Origin of the sequence: Caballeronia novacaledonica (assembly GCF_900258035.1) — a bacterium.
GTDB classification, from domain to species: domain Bacteria; phylum Pseudomonadota; class Gammaproteobacteria; order Burkholderiales; family Burkholderiaceae; genus Caballeronia; species Caballeronia novacaledonica.
Map to the genome: position 1 here is coordinate 196,376 of NZ_OGTP01000002.1, position 20,064 is coordinate 216,439.

The window sequence follows — 20,064 nt, forward strand, 5'->3', positions numbered from 1 at the left end:
TGTAAATGATGGGTTTTCAAGTCACGCGATGATGCCTAAAGATAGCAAATGCAGATGAAGTTTGCGCAGTGATTGGTTCCGCTTTTATCATCGGTTCAACGATAGCGAATGATGTAATTTCAATCATCGGATGAGGTGACATGATGGAATCCGGGCAAGCGCATCGCGTGGACGAGCGCGATGGCTATCGCGGTTATCAGTTGATCGGCGGTGCGGGCGAACGCGCGAAAGCGGCGGGTCTCGTCAACGCGGAGTGGTACAAATGCGCGGTGCCGCGGCCCGTCATGAAAAGCCTGATGCAGCGCGGTGATGCACGCGCTATTCGCGACACGTTGCTCTGGTATGCGGCGATCATCGCGAGCGGCGTGCTCGCATGGATTGCGTGGCGAGCGCATTCGCTCTGGGCGATTCCGGCATTCCTTCTTTACGGCACGCTCTACTGCAGTCCCGCAGACTCGCGCTGGCACGAAAGCGGTCACGGTACTGCTTTCAAGACACCCTGGATGAACAAGGCGCTCTATCAAGTCGCATCGTTTCAGGTGTTTCGCCGTCCGACGATATGGCGCTGGAGCCACGCACGACATCACACCGATACGCTCGTCGTCGGGCGAGACCGGGAGATTGCGGTGCCGCTGCCTACGGACTGGGTGAGTCTCGCGTTAAACGTGTTCGCTTTGAAGCACGCCGCCGCCGAAGTGCCGAAGATCATCTCGTCTGTGTTCGGAAACATAGGTGAAGAGGAAAAGACCTACGTGCCGGAGTCGGAGTGGCCGAAGGTTATTCTGGAGGCGCGTATCACGCTTGCGATCTATGCCGTGGTTATCGGCGCGTGCTTCTTGTTTCACTCGATCTTGCCGCTGCTCTATATCGGCTTGCCGAGCCTGTACGGCGCATGGCTCTATCTCTTCTTCGGCCTCACGCAGCATGCGGGCATGCCTGAGAACGTGCTCGATCATCGTAAGAACTGCCGCACTGTGATGATGAATCCCGTGTTCCGGTTTCTCTATCTGAACATGAACTATCACGTCGAACATCACATGTTTCCGATGGTGCCTTATCACGCGCTTCCGCGATTGCACGAAGCGGTGAAGCACGACATGCCGCCGCCGTATCCGAGCACGATCGCGGCCTATGCGGAGATCATTCCGGCGCTCGCGCGGCAGAGGCGCGATCCGTCGTATCACGTTGAACGGCCGATGCCCGACCCGATCACAACGCACGCATAAGGGAGACGATTCGCCATGACGCAATGGATCGATGCAGCCTTGCTCGACGATATCGAAGACGAGGACGTGATGCGTTTCGATCACGATGGCCGCACCTTCGCGATCTATCGCGTGAACGACGAGGTGTACGCGAGCGATGGCCTTTGCACGCACGAGCAGGCCCATCTGAGCGACGGCTTCGTGATGGACCATGTTATCGAATGTCCGAAGCACAACGGGCGCTTCGATATCCGTGATGGCCGGCCGCTATGCGCGCCCGTTTGCGAAAAGTTGCGGACGTATCCTGCGAAAGTCGAAAACGGGCGCATCTTCATCGAGATCTGATGCCGGGATTCGGCGCTGAGTCGTCGATGAATCAGATACGGAACATGCTGACCGCGCGCTCGAGACGCTCGGCCTGATCGCGCAGTTCGGCCGCGGAATGCTCTGCTTCACCCACGAGCGCGGCGTTCTGCTGAGTCGCTTCGCCGATCAGCATGACCGCGCTGTTCACCTGCTCGATGCCCGACGCCTGTTCACGCGACGCGACGCCGATTTCATCGACGATCGCATTCACGCGCGACACGTGCTCGACGATGCCGCTCATCGTGCCGCTGGCTTCCTCCGCGATCTTGTAGCCCCGCGAAACCTTTTCTGCCGATTCGGCGATCAACGTTTCGATCTCTTTCACGGCGCCCGCGCTGCGTTGCGCGAGCGCACGCACTTCCGATGCGACGACCGCGAAGCCCTTGCCGTGCTCGCCCGCGCGCGCCGCTTCTACGGCCGCGTTCAACGCGAGGATATTGGTTTGAAACGCGATGCCTTCGATGGTCGCGGTGATATCGGCGATGCGTCGTGCCGATGCATCGATCTCGCCCATCGTTTCCACGACGCGTCCCACTGCATGGCCGCCCGCGCGCGCCGCATCCGAAGCCGATGCGACGAACGTGCCTGCCTGTGAGGTATTCGCCGCGTTCTGCTGCACGGTGCTCGTGATTTCTTCCATGCTCGCGGCGGTTTCTTCGACGCTCGCCGCCTGCGTGGCGATGCGCGTCGCGATATCGCTGCTGCCCGATGCGATGCGCGCCGTGCCTTCGTTCATATCCGCCGACGCGGTGCGCACTTGCGCGACGATGCCCGCAAGCCCGCGCGCAATGCCATCGATTGCACGCATCAGGCGGCCGATATCGTCTTCACGCGCGCTGTCGATGCGCACGGTGAGGTCCCCCGCGGCGATGCGTTCCGAAGCGCGCGTCACGTTGTCGATGGGACCGCCCACGAACTTCGTGACCGCATAGATCAGCACGCCGACGAGCAGCGCGACCACGACTGCGCCGAGCATCAGAAAGCGATTGCGGCTCGCGTGCACATCCGCGAGCAGTTCGTTGCGATAGGCGATGCCGCCGATCATCCATTGCCATTGCGGCACGGTCATGAAGACGATTTCCTTCGTGCCGCCATGCACGCGTGCATCCGCGCCCGCGACATCGGCGCCGTCGAACGTGAGCTGGCCTTCATGCGAATCGAGCATCTGCCTGAAGGGCGCGACGCGTTCATCGGCCAGTTCGCCTTTCGATCCGGGATGCACGAGCAGCTTGCCGCGATTCGCGCCATTTGAAGCATCGACAACGAAGTGATAGCCGCTCGCGCCGATCGCGAGTTTAGCGATCGTGTCCTGCAGCGCGGCGAATTCGGCGGTCACGTCCACGCCCACGAAGAGCGCGCCGATCACGCAGCCCGATGCATCGGTGACGGGCTTGTACTCCGTGATGTATTGCTTGCCGAAGAGCGCCGCGATGCCGATATACGGCTTGCCCGCGATCATCGGCGCGTATGCGGGACCTTTGCGGTCGAGCAGCGTGCCGATCGCGCGCGTGCCGTCCTGCTTCTTGAGCGACGTCGTCACGCGCACGAAGTCGTCGCCGGTGCGGGCGAAGATCGTCGCGATCGCGCCGCTTTCTTCGAGGAACGCATCGGGAATCGCGAAGTCGTTGTTCAGCGGTTTGTCGCCAGCGAGGAAGGCCGGCGTCGCGACGCCGCCGATGTCCACGGTGCGCGTTTCGTCGAGCGTGAAAGTATCCGGCAGGCGATGCGCGAAGATCGTCATGAAGCGCGTGACTTCCGCGCTCACGGCTTTGTCGTAAAGACCGATCATCGTCGCGATCGATCGATTCTCGCTTTCGACGCGTGCGAGCGCGTGTGTGTCGACCTGCTCGCCCGCGCTGCGGGTGACGGCGATAGTGAAGAAGGCAACGACGACGGCCGTGAGCGCGCAGGCGAGCACGGCGAATTGAGTCCCGACGCTCATGCGGGCCAGAGTATTGCGAAGCATGGAGGAATGACTGAACGATAAGAGGGGCAATGCTTCTTATCGGCATATCGATGTCGAGTCTTTAATTTTCCTTAACCCGTGCTCTGCCGCGTTGCCTCATGGCGAGCGCGACGCCCGAGAGCGTGAGCGCCATTGCGATCGCCTCGCGCACGCCGAGCGGCTCGCCAAGCGTGAGCGCCGCCGCGACGATCCCCATGATCGGTACGAGCAGCATGCCGATGGATGCGACCTCGGCCGGCAGGCGGCGCAACGTGGCGAACCACGCGAGATAGCAAACGGCCATCGGCACGAGGCTCATGTAGACGAGCACGGCCCAGCCGTCGAGCTCGAGCGCGGAAAAGACCGGATGCTCGATATAGAGGCCGAGCACGATCATCGGCGCGCAGCCGATGCCGACTTGCCACGCGACGAGCGTGACGGGCGGGATGGGTATCGGTCCGTGCGTGATGACCGTGCCGAGCGCGAACAGCACTGCGGCCGAGAGCGCGAACGCGATGCCGGCGATCTTGCCGCCATCGAAGGACAGGCCATGCGCGGACAGGAGCACGACAACGCCCGCGAGTCCCAGAGCAAGGGCGCAGAAGCCCGCGACCGAGGGCTTGCGCTTCGCGATGGGCCACGCGAGCAGCATCGCCCAGATCGGCATCGTATAGACCAGCAGCGCGCCTTCGCTGACCGACAGCCATTTCATCGAGAGCGTGGAGAAGCCCATCCACGCAAATACATTGATCGCGGATGCGAGCAGCAGTCTCGGCACGAGCGCGCGCGGCACGCGCATGTCCTCACCGGCCAATCGCGCGATGACGCCAAGCAGTACGGCAGCCGCGATGCCGGCGACGCCGCGCGAGAAAAGCGGCGGCCATTCGCGCAGCAGGATTTTCATGGCGGGCCAGTTCAGCGCCCAGCCGGTGGCGGTAACGAGCAGGCAGAGCAGCCCTGTCAGGCGAGCGGGCATGGAAAGGATTCGCCGTTGTTTCGATTGGGGTTCGATCATACAGGCGCGTCGGCGGGTTCGAAGACCCGCGCCGGCGTTTTGTATTCGTAAGGCGGAATGCAAAACGCCAAATCCAGCACGGCACAGCCCGTTGGAAGTAGCTGGACGAGAAAACGATTAACTAACCGAGCCGGAGCATAAGCCGGACGGGAGAGTGTTTTCCGGGCCGCCAAATACCGGATCGAACGCCCGAACTAGGGCAAACACCAGGATAGTCAGCGCAGTTCAAACCCATTATTCTTCGAAAAACGTTTTCCAAAACCCCGGCCGGCTTGCGGCTTCATTACGGATGCAAGTCATTGCCACGGCGCTCGTCGCCGGTCACGCAACAAAGAACGCGGCACGACGAGCGCCGCCGCGTCCGGAGACTTTCATGAACACTGTCGTTGCCGGCGTCGTGCGTACCGCCAGCCGCTATCGCTGGACCGTGTGCGCGCTGCTCTTCTTCGCCACGGTCATCAACTACATGGACCGGCAGATTCTCGGTCTGCTCGCTCCGATGCTGCAGCACGACATCGGCTGGACGCAGGTGCAGTACGGCCGCATCGTGATCGCGTTCTCGGCGTTTTACGCGATCGGCCTGCTTTGCTTCGGACGCATCGTCGACTGGCTCGGCACGCGCATCTCCTACGCGCTCGCGATGTTCATATGGAGCATCGCCGCGATGCTGCACGCGGCCGTCGGCTCCGTGATGGGCTTCGCGATGGTCCGTGCGCTGCTCGGCATCGGCGAGGGCGGCAACTTCCCGGCCGCCATCAAGACGACCGCCGAATGGTTCCCGCGCCGTGAACGCGCGCTCGCCACTGGCATTTTTAATTCCGGCGCGAACATCGGCGCGGTGTTCGCACCGGCGCTCATTCCGGCGCTCGCGGTGGCCTTCGGCTGGCGTTCGGCGTTCGTGATGGTCGGCGCGATCGGTCTCGTGTGGCTCGTCGTGTGGTTCTTCATGTATCGCCAGCCGGACGGCAGCGCGCAAGAGGACGATCTCGCGAACGAAGGCGACGAAACCCGTTCCGCCGATGCCGTCAACGCGAAAGCAGGCGCGCCGGGCTTCAAGGTACTCATCAAGCAGCGCGAGACGTGGGCGTTCATCGTCGGCAAGTTCCTGACGGACCCGGTGTGGTGGTTCTATCTGTTCTGGCTGCCGAAGTGGCTCAACGAATCGCGCGGCATGGACATGCAGCACATCGGCTTGCCGCTCGTCGTGATCTACGCGATCACCACGATCGGCAGCATCGGCGGCGGGTGGGTTTCGTCGGCGCTGTTGCGTGCAGGCTGGACCGTGAATGCTGCACGCAAAACTGCGATGCTGATCTGCGCATGCGCCGTGCTGCCGATCGCGTTCGTGTCGCAGGCGGAAAATCTGTGGGTCGCGGTGGCGATCGTCGGTCTCGCGGCGGCCGCGCATCAGGGCTGGTCGGCGAACCTCTTCACGACGGCGTCGGATCTTTTCCCGCGTCGTGCGGTGGGCGCGGTGGTCGGCATCGGCGGCATGGCCGGTTCGATCGGCGGCGTGCTGTTCTCGGAAGTGATCGGCCAGGTTCTGCAACGCACGGGCCACTACTGGGTGCTGTTCGCGATCGGCGCATCGGCGTATCTCATCGCCTTCGCGATCATGCACGTGCTCACGCCGAAGATGACGCCGGCGAAGCTTCCGGCGTAATCGCTAATTATTAGTAAAGCAGTGCGCCGCGCCGCCAGCACTTGCAACTCGCGGGCGGCGCGTCTCGCATCATGCAGCCGTGGCAGTCGATTCACGCACGATGAGCCTCGGCTCGAACATGGAGTTGCCGGGATCGGGATGACCGGCGAGGGCGTCGATGAGCTTCTGCATCGCCAACTCGCCCATCTTCTCGCTCTGAATGTCGACGGTCGTGAGACCCGGTGCGGCATACGCGCCGTAAGGCACGTTGTCGATGCCGGTCACCGACACGTCCTGCGGCACGCGAATACCGAGCGACGCGGCCTCCTTCATGAAGCCGAGCGCGATCAGGTCGTTGTAGCAGATCACCGCTTGCGGCCGTTTCGGTCCGAGCATCACGCGCGAGCAGGCCTGTTCGCCCGCGAGCGAGGTCGGCGCGTGCGCTTCGTAGATGTCGAGTTCGAGGCCCGCTTCGGCGAGACACTCGCGCGCGCCGCGAATCCGCTCATCGTTGATGCGCGCATGCTCGAAGCCGAGATACGCGATGCGGCGATGCCCGAGATCGAGCAGATGGCGCGCGAGCATGTAGGTGGCGAGGCGGCTGTTGATGCCCACGCTCGGAATCGGCAGTTCGGCATTGCGCAGGAGCACGACGGGCTTGTCGAGGTCGAGCATCCATTGGGCGTGTTCATCGGCGAGGCGCGAACTGACCAGCAGCCCGTCGACGCGCTGCGCAAGGGCTTCGATGAGCGGACGTTCGCGCGCCTGGTTCTCGTCGATATCGACGAGCAACAACGTGTAGTCGTGCCGCAGCGCGATACGGTTCGCGCCTTTCACGACGTTGGTGAAGTGCGGATTGCTGATGTCGAGGATCGTGAGGCCGATGGTGCGCGTCTTGCCCGTGATCATCGAGCGGGCGAGCGGGTTCGAGCGGTAGCCGAGCGTATCGATGGCTTCCTTGAGCTTGGCTTCGACCGGCGCGGAGAAACGTTGCGCGCCATTGATGTACTTGGAGACAGTCGCAACGGACACGCCCGCTGCCGCGGCGACGTCGCGAATGGTCGGGGAAATTTTCTTCATCAGGAAGGTAACGTTTTCGCAATGTTTACGGATTGTCGCAGAAAATCGGGAAACAATGAGGTGGCATCATGCATTTTGCATGCAGCGTTCTTAATGCCAGCCGCCGATTGACCGCTCATCGGTCCCGCCGCTATAGTCCCGAAAACGTTTTCTTTATTTTTGCTTTCAACGCATCAACAAGTATTGGATAGGAGTGTCGATGAATCAGCCAAACGCAGCGGGCAAACCGTTCAAGCGCCTGCTTTTGACCGGCGCCGCCGGCAATCTGGGCCGTCAGTTGCGCGGCGCGCTCGCGCAATGGGCCGACGTCGTGCGGCTCTCCGACATCGCCCCGCTCGACGACGCGGCGAGCCATGAAGAAATCAGCGCCGTCGATCTCGCGGATCGCGAGAAGGTGATGCAACTCGTCGAAGGTGTCGATGCGATCGTGCATCTCGGCGGCATTTCGATCGACGCGCCGTTCGACGATCTGATCGAAGCGAATATCCGCGGCACGTACAACATTTATGAAGCGGCGCGCCGTTACGGCGTGAAGCGCATCGTGTTCGCGAGCTCGAACCATGCGATCGGCTTTCATCCGGTCACCGACGTGCTCGACGCAAATGCGCCGCATCGTCCGGACAGTCTCTATGGCGTGACGAAGTGCTTCGGCGAATCGCTGTCGCGCTATTACTTCGACCGCTTCGGCATCGAGACGGTGAACCTGCGCATCGGTTCGTCGTTCGAGGAGCCGAAAAATCCGCGCATGCTCGTCACGTATCTGAGCTTCCGCGATTTCATCGAGCTCGTGCGCTGCTCGCTGTTCACGAATCGCGTCGGACACGCCGTGGTGTATGGGGCGTCGGACAATCCGGTGAAGTGGTGGGACAACTCGAAGGCCGCTTTCCTCGGCTTCAATCCGCAAGACAGCTCCGCGCAGTTCGACGGGCTCTTTCCGGTGACCGCGCCGACAGCCGAGCGCGACGACCCCGCACAGCGCTTCCAGGGCGGCGCGTTCGTCCTGGGCGAGCCGATGGAGCGCAAGCGATGAACAGCGCCGTGCGCGCCGAACGGCTCGACGCAGGCGGCCGTGCGACGGTCGGCGAATGTCCGGTATGGCGCGCGCAGGAAGGCGCGCTGTATTGGGTCGATATCCCGGCGCGCCGTATCGTCCGGCTCGAAATCGGAACCGCGCGCCGTACGGAATGGGCGTTCGCCGAACAGGTCGCGTGCTTTGCGTTCGATAAAGCGGGGCACGTCGTCGCGGGCATGGAAAGCGGCATCTTCCGCGTGACGTTGACCGATGCAAATGAAGGCCGCGCCATGAAGCTCGCTTCGCCCTCGTTTCCCGCGACGGGCATGCGCTTCAACGATGGCCGCTGCGACAGGCAAGGGCGCTTCTGGGCGGGCACGATGGTGCAGGACATGTCGCTGGCGAGTGCTGTCGGCGCGCTGTATCGCTTCGATGAGCACGGCGCGTTGTCCGCGCCCGTCGTCGATGGTCTGATCACGCAAAACGGTCTCGCGTGGTCGCCGGATGGCGGCACGATGTATCTGTCCGACTCGCACCCGCAACGCCGCCTCGTATGGGCATTCGATTTCGACATCGAGACGGGCACGCCCGCCGCGCAGCGTGTGTTCGCCGATTTGCATCACTATGCGGGCCGCCCCGACGGCGCTGCGGTCGATGCCGACGGCTGCTACTGGACCTGCGCGAACGATGCGGGGCGTCTGCTGCGCTTCACGCCGCAGGGCAAGCTGGATCGGGAGATAGCATTGCCCGCGAGCAAGCCGTCGATGTGCGCATTCGGCGGCAGCGATCTGAAGACGCTCTATGTCACGACAATTCGTCCGGCAACGAATGCCACTGACGACGATGGCTACGTGTTCGCATTGAACGCCGGCGTGCAAGGCTTACCGGAACCGGACTACGCCGGTCTGTTACCGGTAGCATGATCTTCGCGAAACGGGGCGCATGACGCGCCCCGTTCGCAATTTTTACGCATACTTTGGGACGCAAACGATTCGATGCACCGCATTGGCGCGCATCGAACGGATGGACACGTGCCGCTTCGGAACCGATACCAAGAACAAACACCAATGCTGTAACGCCTCCGTAAAGGGTAGTCTCCGCAAGTACCTCAAGTACGCAGCGATCTACCGATTCTCTCATCCGGAGGAGACCTAGATGGACCTTGAAGCTCGCACCATGAAGCGCGTGATGGTTCGCCTCGTGCCGTTCCTGATTCTGTGTTACTTCATCGCGTATCTGGATCGTGTCAACGTCGGCTTCGCGGCGTTGCAGATGAACAAGGCGCTCGGCTTCACAGCCAGCATGTTCGGTTTCGGCGCCGGTATTTTCTTTATCGCGTACTTCTTTTTCGAGGTTCCGTCGAACCTGCTGCTCGAACGATTCGGCGCGCGTCGCTGGATCGCGCGCATCATGTTCACGTGGGGCATTCTCGCGGCGGCGATGGCGTACATTCCGCACATCGCGCAGGCGACGGGCCTGTCGAACGCTTATGTGTTCTATGGCTTGCGCATTCTGCTCGGCGTCGCGGAAGCGGGCTTCTTTCCCGGCATCATCTTTCTGCTGACCTTGTGGTTTCCGGCGAAGTATCGGGGCCGTGTCGTCGGATACTTCATGGCGGCGATTCCGCTTTCCACCGTGATCGGCGGACCGATTTCCGGCGCGCTGCTGCAAATGGACGGCATGGGCGGCATGCAGGGCTGGCAATGGCTGTATCTGATCGAAGCGATTCCCGCGCTGTTGCTCGCGTTCGTCGTGTACTTCTATCTGACCGACAGACCCACCGATGCGCACTGGCTCGCAAAGGACGAACGCGACTGGCTCGTGAATCGTCAGGCGCAGGAGCGGGCGCATCGTGAATCGGTGCATGCGTTCAGCGTGAAAGAAGCCATTTTCAATCCGCGCGTGCTGGCCATCGCGTTGATCTACTTCGGCGCGAACGCAACGAACTATGGCTTGAGCTTCTTCCTGCCGCAGATCGTCAAGGCGTTCGGCCTGACAAATCTGCAGACGGGCTTCGTCACGTCATTGCCGTACGTCGTGGGCGTGATCAGCATGGTGCTGTGGGGCCGGCATTCGGATCGCAAGCTCGAACGCCGCTGGCACGTCGCGATTGCGCTGATGGTGGCGGCGGGCGGCATCGCGGCTTCGGCGGGGCTGGACAACCCGGTGCTGAAGATGATCGCGCTGTCGATCGCGGGCTTCGGCATCTTCGGCTGCCTGCCTGTGATCTGGACGTTGCCGGCTTCGTTCCTGTCCGGCGCGGCGGCCGCCGGCGGCATCGCCGCGATCAACTCGCTCGGCAACCTCGCGGGCTTCTTCGGTCCCTATGCGATGGGCTGGATCAAGGACAGCACGGGCGGCTTCGGCGCGGGCTTGCTGTGTCTTGCGGGAGCGGGCATGGTCGGCGTGGCGGCGGTATTGTTGCTGCATCACGATTCGGCGCTGGAGACGATTTCCGGCGCGCACGATATCGAAGACGGCGAGCCGAACATGGCTCGCTGAAGCTGTCGTATCGAAGGCAAGGATCGCGCGATACGCGGTCCTTGCCGCGCATTCATCGCATCAGGAAGACGCCTTCGCGCGCCGCAGCCTCTCGCGGCTATTGATCAAATGCAGGCGCATCGCGGTACGCGCGGAGTCCGCATCGCCGCGCTCGATGGCATCCGCGATCTGCTCATGCTCGCGATTCACGCGCATCAGATATTCCGCGTTTTGCTCACGCGGAATGGGCGTGGCCGTGATGCGCGTGCGCGGAATCATCCGCGCGCCGAGATGCTCCATGATCTCGACGAAATAACGATTGCCCGTCGCACGCGCGATCTCCATGTGAAAACGCAAATCGGGCGATACCGTATCGGACGCCGCGCCGACGCTCCGCGAGAAATCGTCGAGCGCCGCGCGCATCGTCGCGAGACGGGCGGCGTCGCAGCGCGTGGCCGCGAGTCCCGCGCTTTCCGTTTCGAGGCTGATGCGCAATTCGAGGATGGCGAGTGCATCGATGGAGCCGGCGACATCGGCGGGATCGAGCTGCAAGAGCGGCGACGTGCCCGCGTCGCACACGAAGGTGCCGATGCCATGTCGCGTCTCGACGAGCCCCGCCGCCTGCAGACGCGATAGCGCCTCGCGCACGACGGTACGGCTCACGCCGAATCGCTGCACCATTTCCGCTTCGGTCGCGAGGCGGGCGCCGGCTTGCAATTCCTTCGCATCGATTTGCGCGCGCAATGCATCGACCAGTTGCGCGGTGAGACTGCGTCGCGCGGCGGGCAGTGCAGTGGACGTGTCGGCGTACGGATCGGGCGATTGAGTCACGGCGTTCTCTTGGAATGGGTTTTACACACATTGACAAATCGGTCGGCAAATGATGATATGCGTCATGCAGTGATATGACAACGTACAAGAAGATGCGTGCAGGGTAATCCCTAGCGCGACAGCCTTCAGGAGACACGTTCGATGGAACAACAAGACATCGCGCATTTCGATCGCCTGCTGCTGACGGGCGCCGCTGGCGGGATCGGGCGGGCGATCCGGAATCGCGTCGCCGAATTCGCGCAGCATGTGCGCATCTCCGATCTGCCCCGCGTGCTGGGGAGCGATGCGGCGCCTCACGAAGAACTCGTTGCTTGCGATCTTGCCGACCGCCAGGCCGTCGATGCGCTCGCCGCCGATTGCGATGCGATCATCCATCTCGGCGGCGTGTCGGTGGAGCGGCCCTTCGAGGAAATTCTCGAAGCCAACATCAAGGGCGTGTTCAATCTGTATGAAGCGGCTCGGCGTCGAGGTGTCAGGCGCATCGTGTTCGCGAGTTCGAATCACGTAACGGGCTTCTATCGGCAGGACGAACGAATCGACGCCACCGCGCGCAAACGTCCCGATGGTTACTACGGCCTGTCCAAGTCGTTCGGCGAAGACATGGCGCAGATGTATTTCGACCGCTATGGCATCGAGACCGTGAGCATCCGCATCGGCTCCGTATTTCCCGAGCCGAAGGACCGCCGCATGATGGCGAGCTGGATGAGCTACGACGATTTCCACGAACTGTTGCGCCGCAGCCTTTTCACGAAGGACGTCGGTCATACGATCGTGTTCGGCATGTCCGCGAATGCGCACACGTGGTGGGACAACCGCTGCGCCGCGCATCTCGGCTTCGTGCCACGCGACTCTTCCGAGCAGTTTCGCGAAAAGATCGAAGCGACGCCGCCGCCCGCGTCCACCGATCCCGTAGCCGTGCTGCAAGGCGGCGCGTTCACGACGACCGGCCCGTTCGACCCGGTTTAATGCATGCAAGATGCAGTATCACGACATTCGTAGTATGTCGTCATACCTCCGCGCCGGCCATATCGGGCAAGGCGCCCGGACATCACAGGAACATTTGCCGCCATGTTTTCTCTCGATTTCTCACCGCTTTTGCCGTACTGGCCGACGTTCCTGCTGGGCGCGTGGCTCACGCTCAAGATGACGTGCGTGGCCGTGTTCTTCGGCCTGATTCTCGGGATGCTCGTGGCGTTCGCCAAGCGCGCGAAAGTGCCGGTGCTCACGCGCATCTGCATCATCTATATCGAGGTCGTGCGGAACACGCCGTTTCTCGTGCAGATCTTTCTCCTGTACTTCGGTCTCGCAAGCATCGGCTTGCGCATGCCGACCTTCGCGGCCGCCGCGCTCGCGATGACGATCAACATCGGCGCCTATGCGGCCGAGATCATTCGCGCCGGGCTGGAATCGGTGCCACGCGGACAGATCGAAGCGGCCGAGTGCCTCGGGCTTTCGAAGTGGCGCATCGGCTGGCACGTGATGCTGCAACCGTCGATCGAGAAGGTGTATCCCGCCCTGACGAGCCAGTTCCTGCTGATGATGCAGGCTTCCGCGATCGCGTCGCAGATTTCGGCGGAAGAGCTCACGGCGGTCGCCAACACCGTGCAGTCCGATACGTTCCGTTCGCTCGAAACGTACATCGTGGTGGCGGCTTTGTATCTCGCGTTGTCGTTGCTCATCAAGCTGATCGCGTGGGCCGTGGGCGAGCATCTCTTCAAGCGGCGCCGTGCGATGCGTCTCGCGGCGAAGCGCGCGGGCAAGACGCCGCCCGATTCGCAACGCATCGATACCGTCATTCCCGGAGGTGCGGCATGAGCGGCGGATTCACGTCAGCGCACCTTGTTTATCTGGTGCAATCGATCGGCTGGACGCTCGTGCTTTCCGTGCTTGCGTTCTTACTCGGCGGCATCGGCGGCTTCTGCGTGATGCTCGCGCGCATCTCGCCACGCGCGTGGCTTTCGCGCGCCGGGCTCGTCTATATCGAAGCGATTCAGGGCATTCCGCTGCTGATCCTGCTCTTCATCGTGTACTTCGGTTTGTCGGTGTATGGCTATCAGGTGCCCGCGCTCGTCGCGGCGGGCCTCGCGCTGATGGTCTATTCGAGCGCGTATCTCGGCGACATCTGGCGCGGTTGCATCGAAGCGATGCCGAAGCCGCAATGGGAAGCGTCGGAGTGCCTGTCGCTCACGCGCTGGCAGACGCTGCGCCTCGTGATCATCCCGCAGGCGATGCGTCTCGCGTTGCCGCCGACCGTCGGCTTTCTCGTGCAGCTCATCAAGATGACGTCGCTCGCTTCGGTGATCAGCTTCGTCGAACTGACGCGCGCGGGGCAGATCATCAACAACTCGATCTTCCAGCCGTTCCTCATCTTCGGACTGGTCGGCGCTTTCTATTTCGTACTGTGCTATCCGCTTTCGCGCTGGAGCCAATCGATGGGAACAAGCTCAATGTCAGCAATCGTTAAGGTCGGCGATATTCACAAGAGCTTCGGCTCCAATCATGTGCTCAAGGGCGTGTCTTTCGAAGTCAACAAGGGCGAGATGATCGCCGTGATCGGTGCGAGCGGCTCGGGCAAGAGCACAGCGCTGCGCTGCATCGACAGGCTGGAGACGATCGACCAGGGGCAGATCGAAGTGTGCGGCATTCGCGTGGACGATCCGAAAGTCGATCTGCATCTGTTGCGCCGCGAAGTGGGCATCGTATTTCAAAGCTATAACCTCTTTCCGCACCTGACCGTGGAAGAGAACATCATGCTTGCGCTGCGTCACGTGAAGAAGATGCCGCGCGACGAAGCGCACCGCATTGCGCTGAACGTGCTGGAGCAGGTCGGTCTTGCGCAGAAGGTCGATTCGTACCCCGAACAATTATCGGGAGGTCAGCAGCAGCGCGTTGCGATTGCGCGCTCGCTCGCGATGTCGCCGAAGGTGATGCTGTTCGACGAAGTGACGTCGGCGCTCGATCCGCAATTGACGGGAGAAGTGCTGCGCGTCATGGAAGATCTCGCGGCGGACGGCATGACGATGCTGCTCGTCACGCACGAGATGGCCTTCGCCAAGCGCGTCGCGGATCGCATCATCTACATGCATCAGGGCAAGGTGTGGGAAGTGGGCGACGGCAGCATGCTCGATGCGCCACGCACGCCTGAGTTGCGCGAATTTCTCGATAACGGACTTTGATATCCGCAGTATCCAATCAGTAACACCCATAACGAAGGAGACTCGACTTGAAAGCGAAGACAATCATTGCACGCGCGGCTTTGGCAACGTTGATGATGGCAGGTGCGGTGCACAGCGCGATGGCCGATCAACTCGACGACATCAAGAAGGCGGGCGTGGTGCGCGTCGCGATCGCGATCGGCACGCCGCTCTTCAGCTATGCGGATCAGAACCTGAAGCCCGCCGGATCGGATGTCGATACCGCCACCGCGCTCGCGAAGGATCTCGGCGTGAAGCTCGAACTCGTGCAGATCACCAACGCCGCACGCATTCCGACATTGCAGGCGAAGCGCGCGGACCTCGTGATCTCTTCGCTGTCGGTCACGCCGGAGCGCGCGAAAGTGGTCGATTTCTCGAACCCGTATGCGGTGATCTCGATCATCGTCGGCGGCGTGAAGACGATCAAGGTGAAGGATTACGCGGACCTGGACGGCAAGACCATCGGCCTCACACGCGCCACGGTGAACGACACGCTCACGACGCAACAGGCGAAGGGCGCGCAGATCCAGCGCTACGAGGACGACGCGACGCTCATCACGTCGATGGTCACGGGTCAGGTCGAGCTCTTCTCGAGCACGCCTTCGAACCTGAAGGAGATGCAGGATCGCGCGCCGCAACGCAACATCGAAATGAAATTCGAGCAGAAGACTTTCGATCTCGGCATCGCGATGAACAAGGATCAGCCGCGCCTGAAAGAGTGGGTGAACAACTGGGTCGGCACGAACATGAAGAACGGCAGCCTGAACACGATCTACAAGAAGTACCACGGCCGCGATCTGCCGGATACCGTGCGCAAGGGCGTTTGAGCTTGCATGTTCACGCGAGCGACGCGGCATTGCCGAGCGCTCGCGTGACGTGTTCGACCGCCGTGTGATCGGCGTGCTGCGATTAATCCGGTTCGCAATCAGAGCAACGAACTGGAAGCGGGGCGGGGCCGATCGGCTCGGCCCCGTTTGTCGTTTGCATTCGGCATACAAGGTTCGTCTTCGAATAATGCATTCGAAATGCCGCTATTGCCGCGTCTGAAAGTCTGCGCAGGCCACGCACATCATCTCGCCGCGCGCTTCGACACCGTTTGAGACAAGCCCCCACGCTCCGGCGTACACTCCCTTTGCGTTTTGAATCCTGCATGCATTGAGCCATCGCGAATGCACGGCGCCGCGTTCGCACGCGGGTTCGCCACTCATTGGACTTCCTCTCTTCATCACAGGAGCCATCATGGCCAAGAACACGGTAGCGGACTATCTGGCGAAGACGCTTGCGGCGGCGGGCGTGGAGCGCATCTGGGGCGTCACCGGCGACAGCCTGAACGGACTTGCCTTCAGCCTCGATCGCGTGGGCTCGATTCGCTGGATGCATACGCGTCACGAAGAAGCGGCCGCCTTCGCGGCAGGCGCGGAGGCTGCCGCTACCGGCAAACTTGCCGTCTGCGCGGGAAGTTGCGGGCCGGGCAACCTGCATCTCATCAACGGGCTCTTCGACTGCCATCGCAATCATCAACCGGTGCTTGCCATCGCTGCGCATATTCCGTCGACGGAAATCGGCCTGGGCTACTTTCAGGAGACGCACCCGCAAGAGTTGTTCAAGGAATGCAGCCACTTCGTCGAACTGGTATCGAACGCGTCGCAGTTTCCGCGCGTGCTCGAACGTGCGATGCGCGCGGCGCTCGATCAGCGCGGCGTCGCGGTCATCGTGTTGCCGGGCGATGTTGCATTGAGCGATGGCCCGAGCGTCGAGCCGCGCTGGACCGCGAGCGCGCCGGGCGCCATCGTGCCGGCCGATGCGGATCTCGGCAAGCTCGCAGACCTTCTGAACGGCTGCGAAGCGGTGACGATCATGTGCGGCAGCGGCGTCGCCGGCTCGCACGATGAAGTCGTCGCGCTCGCCGATACGCTCGGCGCGCCGATCGTGCATGCGCTGCGCGGCAAGCAGTTCATCGAATACGACAATCCGTTCGATGTCGGCATGACGGGGCTCATCGGCTTCAGTTCGGGTTATCACGCCATGATGTCGTGCGACACGCTGCTCCTGCTCGGCTGCGATTTTCCGTATCGCCCGTTCTATCCGCCGCAGGCGAAGATCGTGCAGATCGACTGGCGCGGCTCGCAACTGGGACGTCGCGCGCCGCTGGAAATGGGGCTCGTCGGCACGATCAAGGAAACGTTGACGGCGCTCCAGCCCAAACTCAAGCGCAAGGACGAACGGCACTTTCTGGAGAACGCGCTCAAGCACTATGCGACCGCGCGCAAGGACCTTGACGATCTCGCGACGCCGTCCGCGCCCGGACGTCCGATCCATCCGCAATATCTCACGAAGCTCGTCGATGAAATCGCCGCCGAAGACGCGATCTTCACCGTGGACGTCGGCACGCCGACGCTCTGGGCCGCGCGCTATCTGACGATGAACGGCAAGCGCCAGTTGCACGGCTCGTTCAATCACGGCTCGATGGCCAATGCAATGCCTCAAGCGCTCGGCGTGCAGGCCGCGCAGCCGCAACGGCAAGTGGTATCGCTATCGGGCGACGGCGGCCTGTCGATGTTGCTCGGCGATCTGCTCTCCGCTGTGCAGCTCGACTTGCCGATCAAGGTCGTCGTGTTCAACAACAGTCTGCTCGGCTTCGTGTCGATGGAGCTGAAGGCGGGCGGCTTTCTCGACACCAACGTCGATCTGAGCAAGACCGATTTTTCGCAAATCGCGAAGGGCGCGGGCATCTGGTCGGTGCGCGTGGAAGAGTCGGAGCAGCTCGAAAACGCGCTGCGCGAAGCGTTCGCGCACAAGGGACCGGCGGTCGTCGATGTCGTCACGTCGAAGCATGAACTCGCGATGCCGCCGACCATCGAACTGTCGCAGGCGAAGGGCTTCAGCCTCTATATGTTGCGGGCGATCCTGAGCGGGCGCGGCGATGAAATCGTCGAACTCGCGCGCACGAATCTGCGTTGAGCGAGACTGCGCGATGACTGAAGAGAAAGACAGCCTTCCGCTCGATCACGTGTTCGACTTCGAAGGGCAAGCCGTGCGTTATGGCGTGATCGGCGAGGGCGCGCCGCTCGTGCTGGTGCATGGGACGCCGTTTTCATCGCAGGTATGGCGGCGTATTGCGCCGATTGCGGCCCGTTCGCGGCGCGTGCATTACTTCGATCTGCTGGGCTATGGCGAATCGGAAATGCGCGACGGACAGGATGTTTCGCTGGGCGTGCAGAATCGCGTGCTCGCGGCGCTTGTCGCGCATTGGAGCGCAAACTGGAATGGCGCACTGCCCGATGTGCTCGCGCATGACTTCGGCGGTGCGACGTCGCTCAGAGCCGCGTTGCTGAACGGCTGCGCTTATCGTTCGCTGATGCTCGTCGATCCGGTCGCCGTGGCGCCTTGGGGGTCACCCTTCGTGCGTCATGTGCGTCAACATGAGGCCGCGTTTGCAGGCGTGCCGCCGTACATGCATCAAGCGATGCTCGATGCATATCTGCAAGGCGCGGTGCATCGAAAGTTATCGGAAGAGACATTGCGTATTTATACACAGCCATGGACCGGCGAGAAGGGACAGGCCGCGTTCTATCGGCAGATCGCGCAAATGGATCAGTGTTATACGGATGAAGTGCAGTCGCGCTATGGCGAACTGACGTGTCCCGTTTCGATTCTCTGGGGCGAGGAAGACGAATGGATACCGGTCGAGCGCGGCGTCGAACTTGCATCGTTGATTCCGCAGGCGCGCTTTACGCGTGTGCGCGGTTCGGGACATTTGATGCAGGAAGACGCGCCCGAGGTTATCGTCGGTGAATGGCTGACATTCGGGCACGCCGGCCTTTAGCGTCATCCTTTGTTTTTGGCATTCTCCGCGCGAAATGCCGCTTCTCCCGCGTCGGATACTTCGACCCATTTCTTGTCGGGCGGTGCATCGTCGACATAACTATCGTGCCAGTTCCACCACTTGTACGTCTGTGTTTGCGGATAACCTTCGGGCGAATCTTCCCATAGCTCCTGACGTCCAAGCGGCGTGATGTCGAGATAGTTCCATGTATTGCCCATCTGCTCGTCGCCGCGATTGTTGAGGAAATACGTGCGTAAGACCTGATCTCCATCACGGAAGAACACGTTGGTGCCGTGCCATTCGTCGACGCCGAAGTCGGCATCGAAACGATCCGTCAGCGTGAACCATGGAATGTCCCAGCCCATGCGTTCCTTTAATCGCGCGATGTCCTGCTGCGGCGCACGCGATACGAACACGAGCGTCGTGTCGCGTGCATTCAGATGCGCGAGATGCGCGACCTGATCGGCGACCAGCGAGCAACCCCGGCACGCATGCTCGGGCCAGCCGAACACGCCGGGCTCATAAAACGCGCGATAGACGATCAACTGACGCCGTCCGTCGAAGAGATCGATAAAGCTCGTCTTGCCGTCAGGGCCCTCGAACATATAGTCCGCTTTCACGGCCATCCACGGCATGCGGCGGCGCTCGGCGGCGAGCGCGTCACGCGCGCGCGTGTGGGCCTTTTCCTTCACGAGCAACTGCTGACGTGCCGCTTCCCACGCTTCTTCCGACACGACGGACGGTGTGCGCATGTCAGTCCGTGCGCCCGTCGTTCCTTTTTCGTCTGATGTAGTCATGGCTTTGCAACCTCCTGAGTTGAACTCTTGCTCGTCGTTTGCCGTGAACCAGTCTGCACCCGAACGCGAATGACCGGGAGTAACAAGTGTGACGGCATTTTCAGGAGGTTGCGTGCAGATCTTTCAGGCCCACGATTCGCGCAGCGCGTGCATCGTTTTCCAGTACGTGAAGTAGCGTCCGGCGAACATGCCCGCGACGATACCCGACACGGCCGCATCGATGACGCCATACGTCACGAGCGCCGGCAGATTCGTCACCGTCGCCATCTCGAAGCCGAGCCAGAACTTCGCGATGAACGTCGCCGCGATCAACAGCAAGGGCACGAACGACCCCGGCAGCATCACGGTGCGAGCGATCGGATCGACGATGAAGCGGCTCCGGCTCGCGTTGAACACGCCAGCCAGCACGCCCGCGCCGAGCGCGAGGATCCACGCGGCGACAGCGATGAAGCCCGTGAGCGGCGACGAAACCAGATGCGCGATGCCCATGCCCGCAAACACCAGCGGGATGATCGCGAGCTTGGAAATCGGCGTGGTGCTGGCCTGCGTTGCCTTGAAGCCGCGATACAGCAGGAATGCGAGCAGCACCCAGACCCACGTCGGCGTGCCTTGAATGATGGCGATCGGTGTCATGTTCATCTCCTTCAGAGCGGTTGTTTGATGCGCATGA

General features: G+C 62.0%; 18 protein-coding genes and 1 pseudogene. 13 read left to right on the forward strand and 6 right to left on the reverse strand.

Annotation, left to right across the window (positions count from 1 at the left end; genetic code table 11):
* Positions 1-140 precede the first annotated feature (140 nt).
* Together NOV72_RS04765 and NOV72_RS04770 are read left to right on the forward strand one after the other, a co-directional pair.
* Complete coding sequence (locus tag NOV72_RS04765; RefSeq protein ID WP_106853446.1) at positions 141-1,226, forward strand: fatty acid desaturase family protein; 1,086 nt, start codon at positions 141-143, stop codon at positions 1,224-1,226.
* A gap of 15 nt (positions 1,227-1,241) precedes the next feature.
* Positions 1,242-1,550 (forward strand): non-heme iron oxygenase ferredoxin subunit, encoded by a 309-nt coding sequence (locus NOV72_RS04770; protein ID WP_106853447.1) that lies wholly within the window; start codon positions 1,242-1,244, stop codon positions 1,548-1,550.
* A gap of 31 nt (positions 1,551-1,581) precedes the next feature.
* Here NOV72_RS04770 and NOV72_RS04775 read toward each other — a convergent pair whose 3' ends face one another.
* Together NOV72_RS04775 and NOV72_RS04780 are read right to left on the reverse strand one after the other, a co-directional pair.
* Complete coding sequence (locus NOV72_RS04775) at positions 1,582-3,537, reverse strand: methyl-accepting chemotaxis protein (protein WP_106853448.1); 1,956 nt, start codon at positions 3,535-3,537, stop codon at positions 1,582-1,584.
* A gap of 61 nt (positions 3,538-3,598) precedes the next feature.
* The gene (locus NOV72_RS04780) at positions 3,599-4,492 is read right to left on the reverse strand and encodes a DMT family transporter (RefSeq protein ID WP_106853449.1); all 894 of its coding nucleotides are present in this window, start codon (positions 4,490-4,492) and stop codon (positions 3,599-3,601) included.
* A 412-nt stretch (positions 4,493-4,904) separates the two neighbouring features.
* Here NOV72_RS04780 and NOV72_RS04785 point away from each other — a divergent pair, with 412 nt between their 5' ends.
* On the forward strand, positions 4,905-6,194 hold the full coding sequence (locus NOV72_RS04785) for an MFS transporter (protein ID WP_106853698.1): 1,290 nt from the start codon (positions 4,905-4,907) through the stop codon (positions 6,192-6,194).
* Between the two features lie 69 nt (positions 6,195-6,263).
* Here NOV72_RS04785 and NOV72_RS04790 read toward each other — a convergent pair whose 3' ends face one another.
* Positions 6,264-7,253, reverse strand: a complete 990-nt coding sequence (locus NOV72_RS04790) for a LacI family DNA-binding transcriptional regulator (RefSeq protein WP_106853450.1) — start codon at positions 7,251-7,253, stop codon at positions 6,264-6,266.
* Between the two features lie 199 nt (positions 7,254-7,452).
* Here NOV72_RS04790 and NOV72_RS04795 point away from each other — a divergent pair, with 199 nt between their 5' ends.
* From NOV72_RS04795 to NOV72_RS04805, 3 genes are all read left to right on the forward strand, one after another.
* Entirely contained in the window at positions 7,453-8,283 is an 831-nt protein-coding gene (locus NOV72_RS04795) for an NAD-dependent epimerase/dehydratase family protein (RefSeq protein WP_106853451.1), read from the forward strand.
* A complete protein-coding gene (locus tag NOV72_RS04800) occupies positions 8,280-9,188 on the forward strand; it encodes an SMP-30/gluconolactonase/LRE family protein (RefSeq protein WP_106853452.1) in 909 nt (302 codons plus the stop codon). Before NOV72_RS04795 ends, NOV72_RS04800 begins: the two co-directional genes overlap by 4 nt.
* A gap of 232 nt (positions 9,189-9,420) precedes the next feature.
* Positions 9,421-10,767 (forward strand): MFS transporter, encoded by a 1,347-nt coding sequence (locus tag NOV72_RS04805; RefSeq protein WP_106853453.1) that lies wholly within the window; start codon positions 9,421-9,423, stop codon positions 10,765-10,767.
* A 60-nt stretch (positions 10,768-10,827) separates the two neighbouring features.
* Here NOV72_RS04805 and NOV72_RS04810 read toward each other — a convergent pair whose 3' ends face one another.
* Positions 10,828-11,577, reverse strand: a complete 750-nt coding sequence (locus tag NOV72_RS04810) for a FadR/GntR family transcriptional regulator (RefSeq protein ID WP_106853454.1) — start codon at positions 11,575-11,577, stop codon at positions 10,828-10,830.
* 141 nt (positions 11,578-11,718) lie between these two features.
* On the opposite strand from NOV72_RS04810, the gene NOV72_RS04815 reads away from it, so the two are divergent.
* From NOV72_RS04815 to NOV72_RS04845, 7 genes and pseudogenes are all read left to right on the forward strand, one after another.
* Entirely contained in the window at positions 11,719-12,543 is an 825-nt protein-coding gene (locus NOV72_RS04815; RefSeq protein ID WP_106853455.1) for an NAD-dependent epimerase/dehydratase family protein, read from the forward strand.
* 102 nt (positions 12,544-12,645) lie between these two features.
* Entirely contained in the window at positions 12,646-13,392 is a 747-nt protein-coding gene (locus NOV72_RS04820) for an amino acid ABC transporter permease (protein ID WP_106853456.1), read from the forward strand.
* Positions 13,389-14,041 (forward strand): annotated as a pseudogene (locus NOV72_RS04825) (amino acid ABC transporter permease). The gene NOV72_RS04820 and the pseudogene NOV72_RS04825 overlap by 4 nt, the downstream one beginning before the upstream one ends.
* Positions 14,025-14,753 carry an amino acid ABC transporter ATP-binding protein gene (locus NOV72_RS04830; RefSeq protein WP_106853457.1) on the forward strand — a complete coding sequence of 243 codons (729 nt, stop codon included), beginning with the start codon at positions 14,025-14,027 and terminating at the stop codon, positions 14,751-14,753. The pseudogene NOV72_RS04825 and the gene NOV72_RS04830 overlap by 17 nt, the downstream one beginning before the upstream one ends.
* A 47-nt stretch (positions 14,754-14,800) precedes the next feature.
* Complete coding sequence (locus NOV72_RS04835) at positions 14,801-15,598, forward strand: transporter substrate-binding domain-containing protein (RefSeq protein ID WP_106853458.1); 798 nt, start codon at positions 14,801-14,803, stop codon at positions 15,596-15,598.
* Positions 15,599-16,010: 412 nt separating this feature from the next.
* Positions 16,011-17,732 carry a ubiquinone-dependent pyruvate dehydrogenase gene (gene poxB, locus NOV72_RS04840; protein WP_106853459.1) on the forward strand — a complete coding sequence of 574 codons (1,722 nt, stop codon included), beginning with the start codon at positions 16,011-16,013 and terminating at the stop codon, positions 17,730-17,732.
* A gap of 13 nt (positions 17,733-17,745) precedes the next feature.
* Entirely contained in the window at positions 17,746-18,597 is an 852-nt protein-coding gene (locus NOV72_RS04845) for an alpha/beta fold hydrolase (RefSeq protein ID WP_106853460.1), read from the forward strand.
* A 2-nt stretch (positions 18,598-18,599) separates the two neighbouring features.
* On the opposite strand, the gene NOV72_RS04850 is transcribed toward NOV72_RS04845, so the two are convergent.
* Entirely contained in the window at positions 18,600-19,394 is a 795-nt protein-coding gene (locus NOV72_RS04850) for a DUF899 domain-containing protein (RefSeq protein ID WP_106853461.1), read from the reverse strand.
* 123 nt (positions 19,395-19,517) lie between these two features.
* Entirely contained in the window at positions 19,518-20,027 is a 510-nt protein-coding gene (locus tag NOV72_RS04855) for a DUF6622 family protein (RefSeq protein WP_106853699.1), read from the reverse strand.
* Positions 20,028-20,064 lie beyond the last annotated feature (37 nt).

Excerpts from the sequence above, each read along its gene's own strand:
- NOV72_RS04765 (WP_106853446.1), top strand. The coding sequence starts at position 141 with ATGATGGAATCCGGGCAAGCGCATCGCGTGGACGAGCGCGATGGCTAT.
- NOV72_RS04770 (WP_106853447.1), top strand. The coding sequence starts at position 1,242 with ATGACGCAATGGATCGATGCAGCCTTGCTCGACGATATCGAAGACGAG.
- NOV72_RS04775 (WP_106853448.1), bottom strand. The coding sequence starts at position 3,537 with ATGCTTCGCAATACTCTGGCCCGCATGAGCGTCGGGACTCAATTCGCC.
- NOV72_RS04780 (WP_106853449.1), bottom strand. The coding sequence starts at position 4,492 with ATGCCCGCTCGCCTGACAGGGCTGCTCTGCCTGCTCGTTACCGCCACC.
- NOV72_RS04785 (WP_106853698.1), top strand. The coding sequence starts at position 4,905 with ATGAACACTGTCGTTGCCGGCGTCGTGCGTACCGCCAGCCGCTATCGC.
- NOV72_RS04790 (WP_106853450.1), bottom strand. The coding sequence starts at position 7,253 with ATGAAGAAAATTTCCCCGACCATTCGCGACGTCGCCGCGGCAGCGGGC.
- NOV72_RS04795 (WP_106853451.1), top strand. The coding sequence starts at position 7,453 with ATGAATCAGCCAAACGCAGCGGGCAAACCGTTCAAGCGCCTGCTTTTG.
- NOV72_RS04800 (WP_106853452.1), top strand. The coding sequence starts at position 8,280 with ATGAACAGCGCCGTGCGCGCCGAACGGCTCGACGCAGGCGGCCGTGCG.
- NOV72_RS04805 (WP_106853453.1), top strand. The coding sequence starts at position 9,421 with ATGGACCTTGAAGCTCGCACCATGAAGCGCGTGATGGTTCGCCTCGTG.
- NOV72_RS04815 (WP_106853455.1), top strand. The coding sequence starts at position 11,719 with ATGGAACAACAAGACATCGCGCATTTCGATCGCCTGCTGCTGACGGGC.
- NOV72_RS04820 (WP_106853456.1), top strand. The coding sequence starts at position 12,646 with ATGTTTTCTCTCGATTTCTCACCGCTTTTGCCGTACTGGCCGACGTTC.
- NOV72_RS04830 (WP_106853457.1), top strand. The coding sequence starts at position 14,025 with ATGTCAGCAATCGTTAAGGTCGGCGATATTCACAAGAGCTTCGGCTCC.
- poxB (WP_106853459.1), top strand. The coding sequence starts at position 16,011 with ATGGCCAAGAACACGGTAGCGGACTATCTGGCGAAGACGCTTGCGGCG.
- NOV72_RS04845 (WP_106853460.1), top strand. The coding sequence starts at position 17,746 with ATGACTGAAGAGAAAGACAGCCTTCCGCTCGATCACGTGTTCGACTTC.
- NOV72_RS04850 (WP_106853461.1), bottom strand. The coding sequence starts at position 19,394 with ATGACTACATCAGACGAAAAAGGAACGACGGGCGCACGGACTGACATG.
- NOV72_RS04855 (WP_106853699.1), bottom strand. The coding sequence starts at position 20,027 with ATGACACCGATCGCCATCATTCAAGGCACGCCGACGTGGGTCTGGGTG.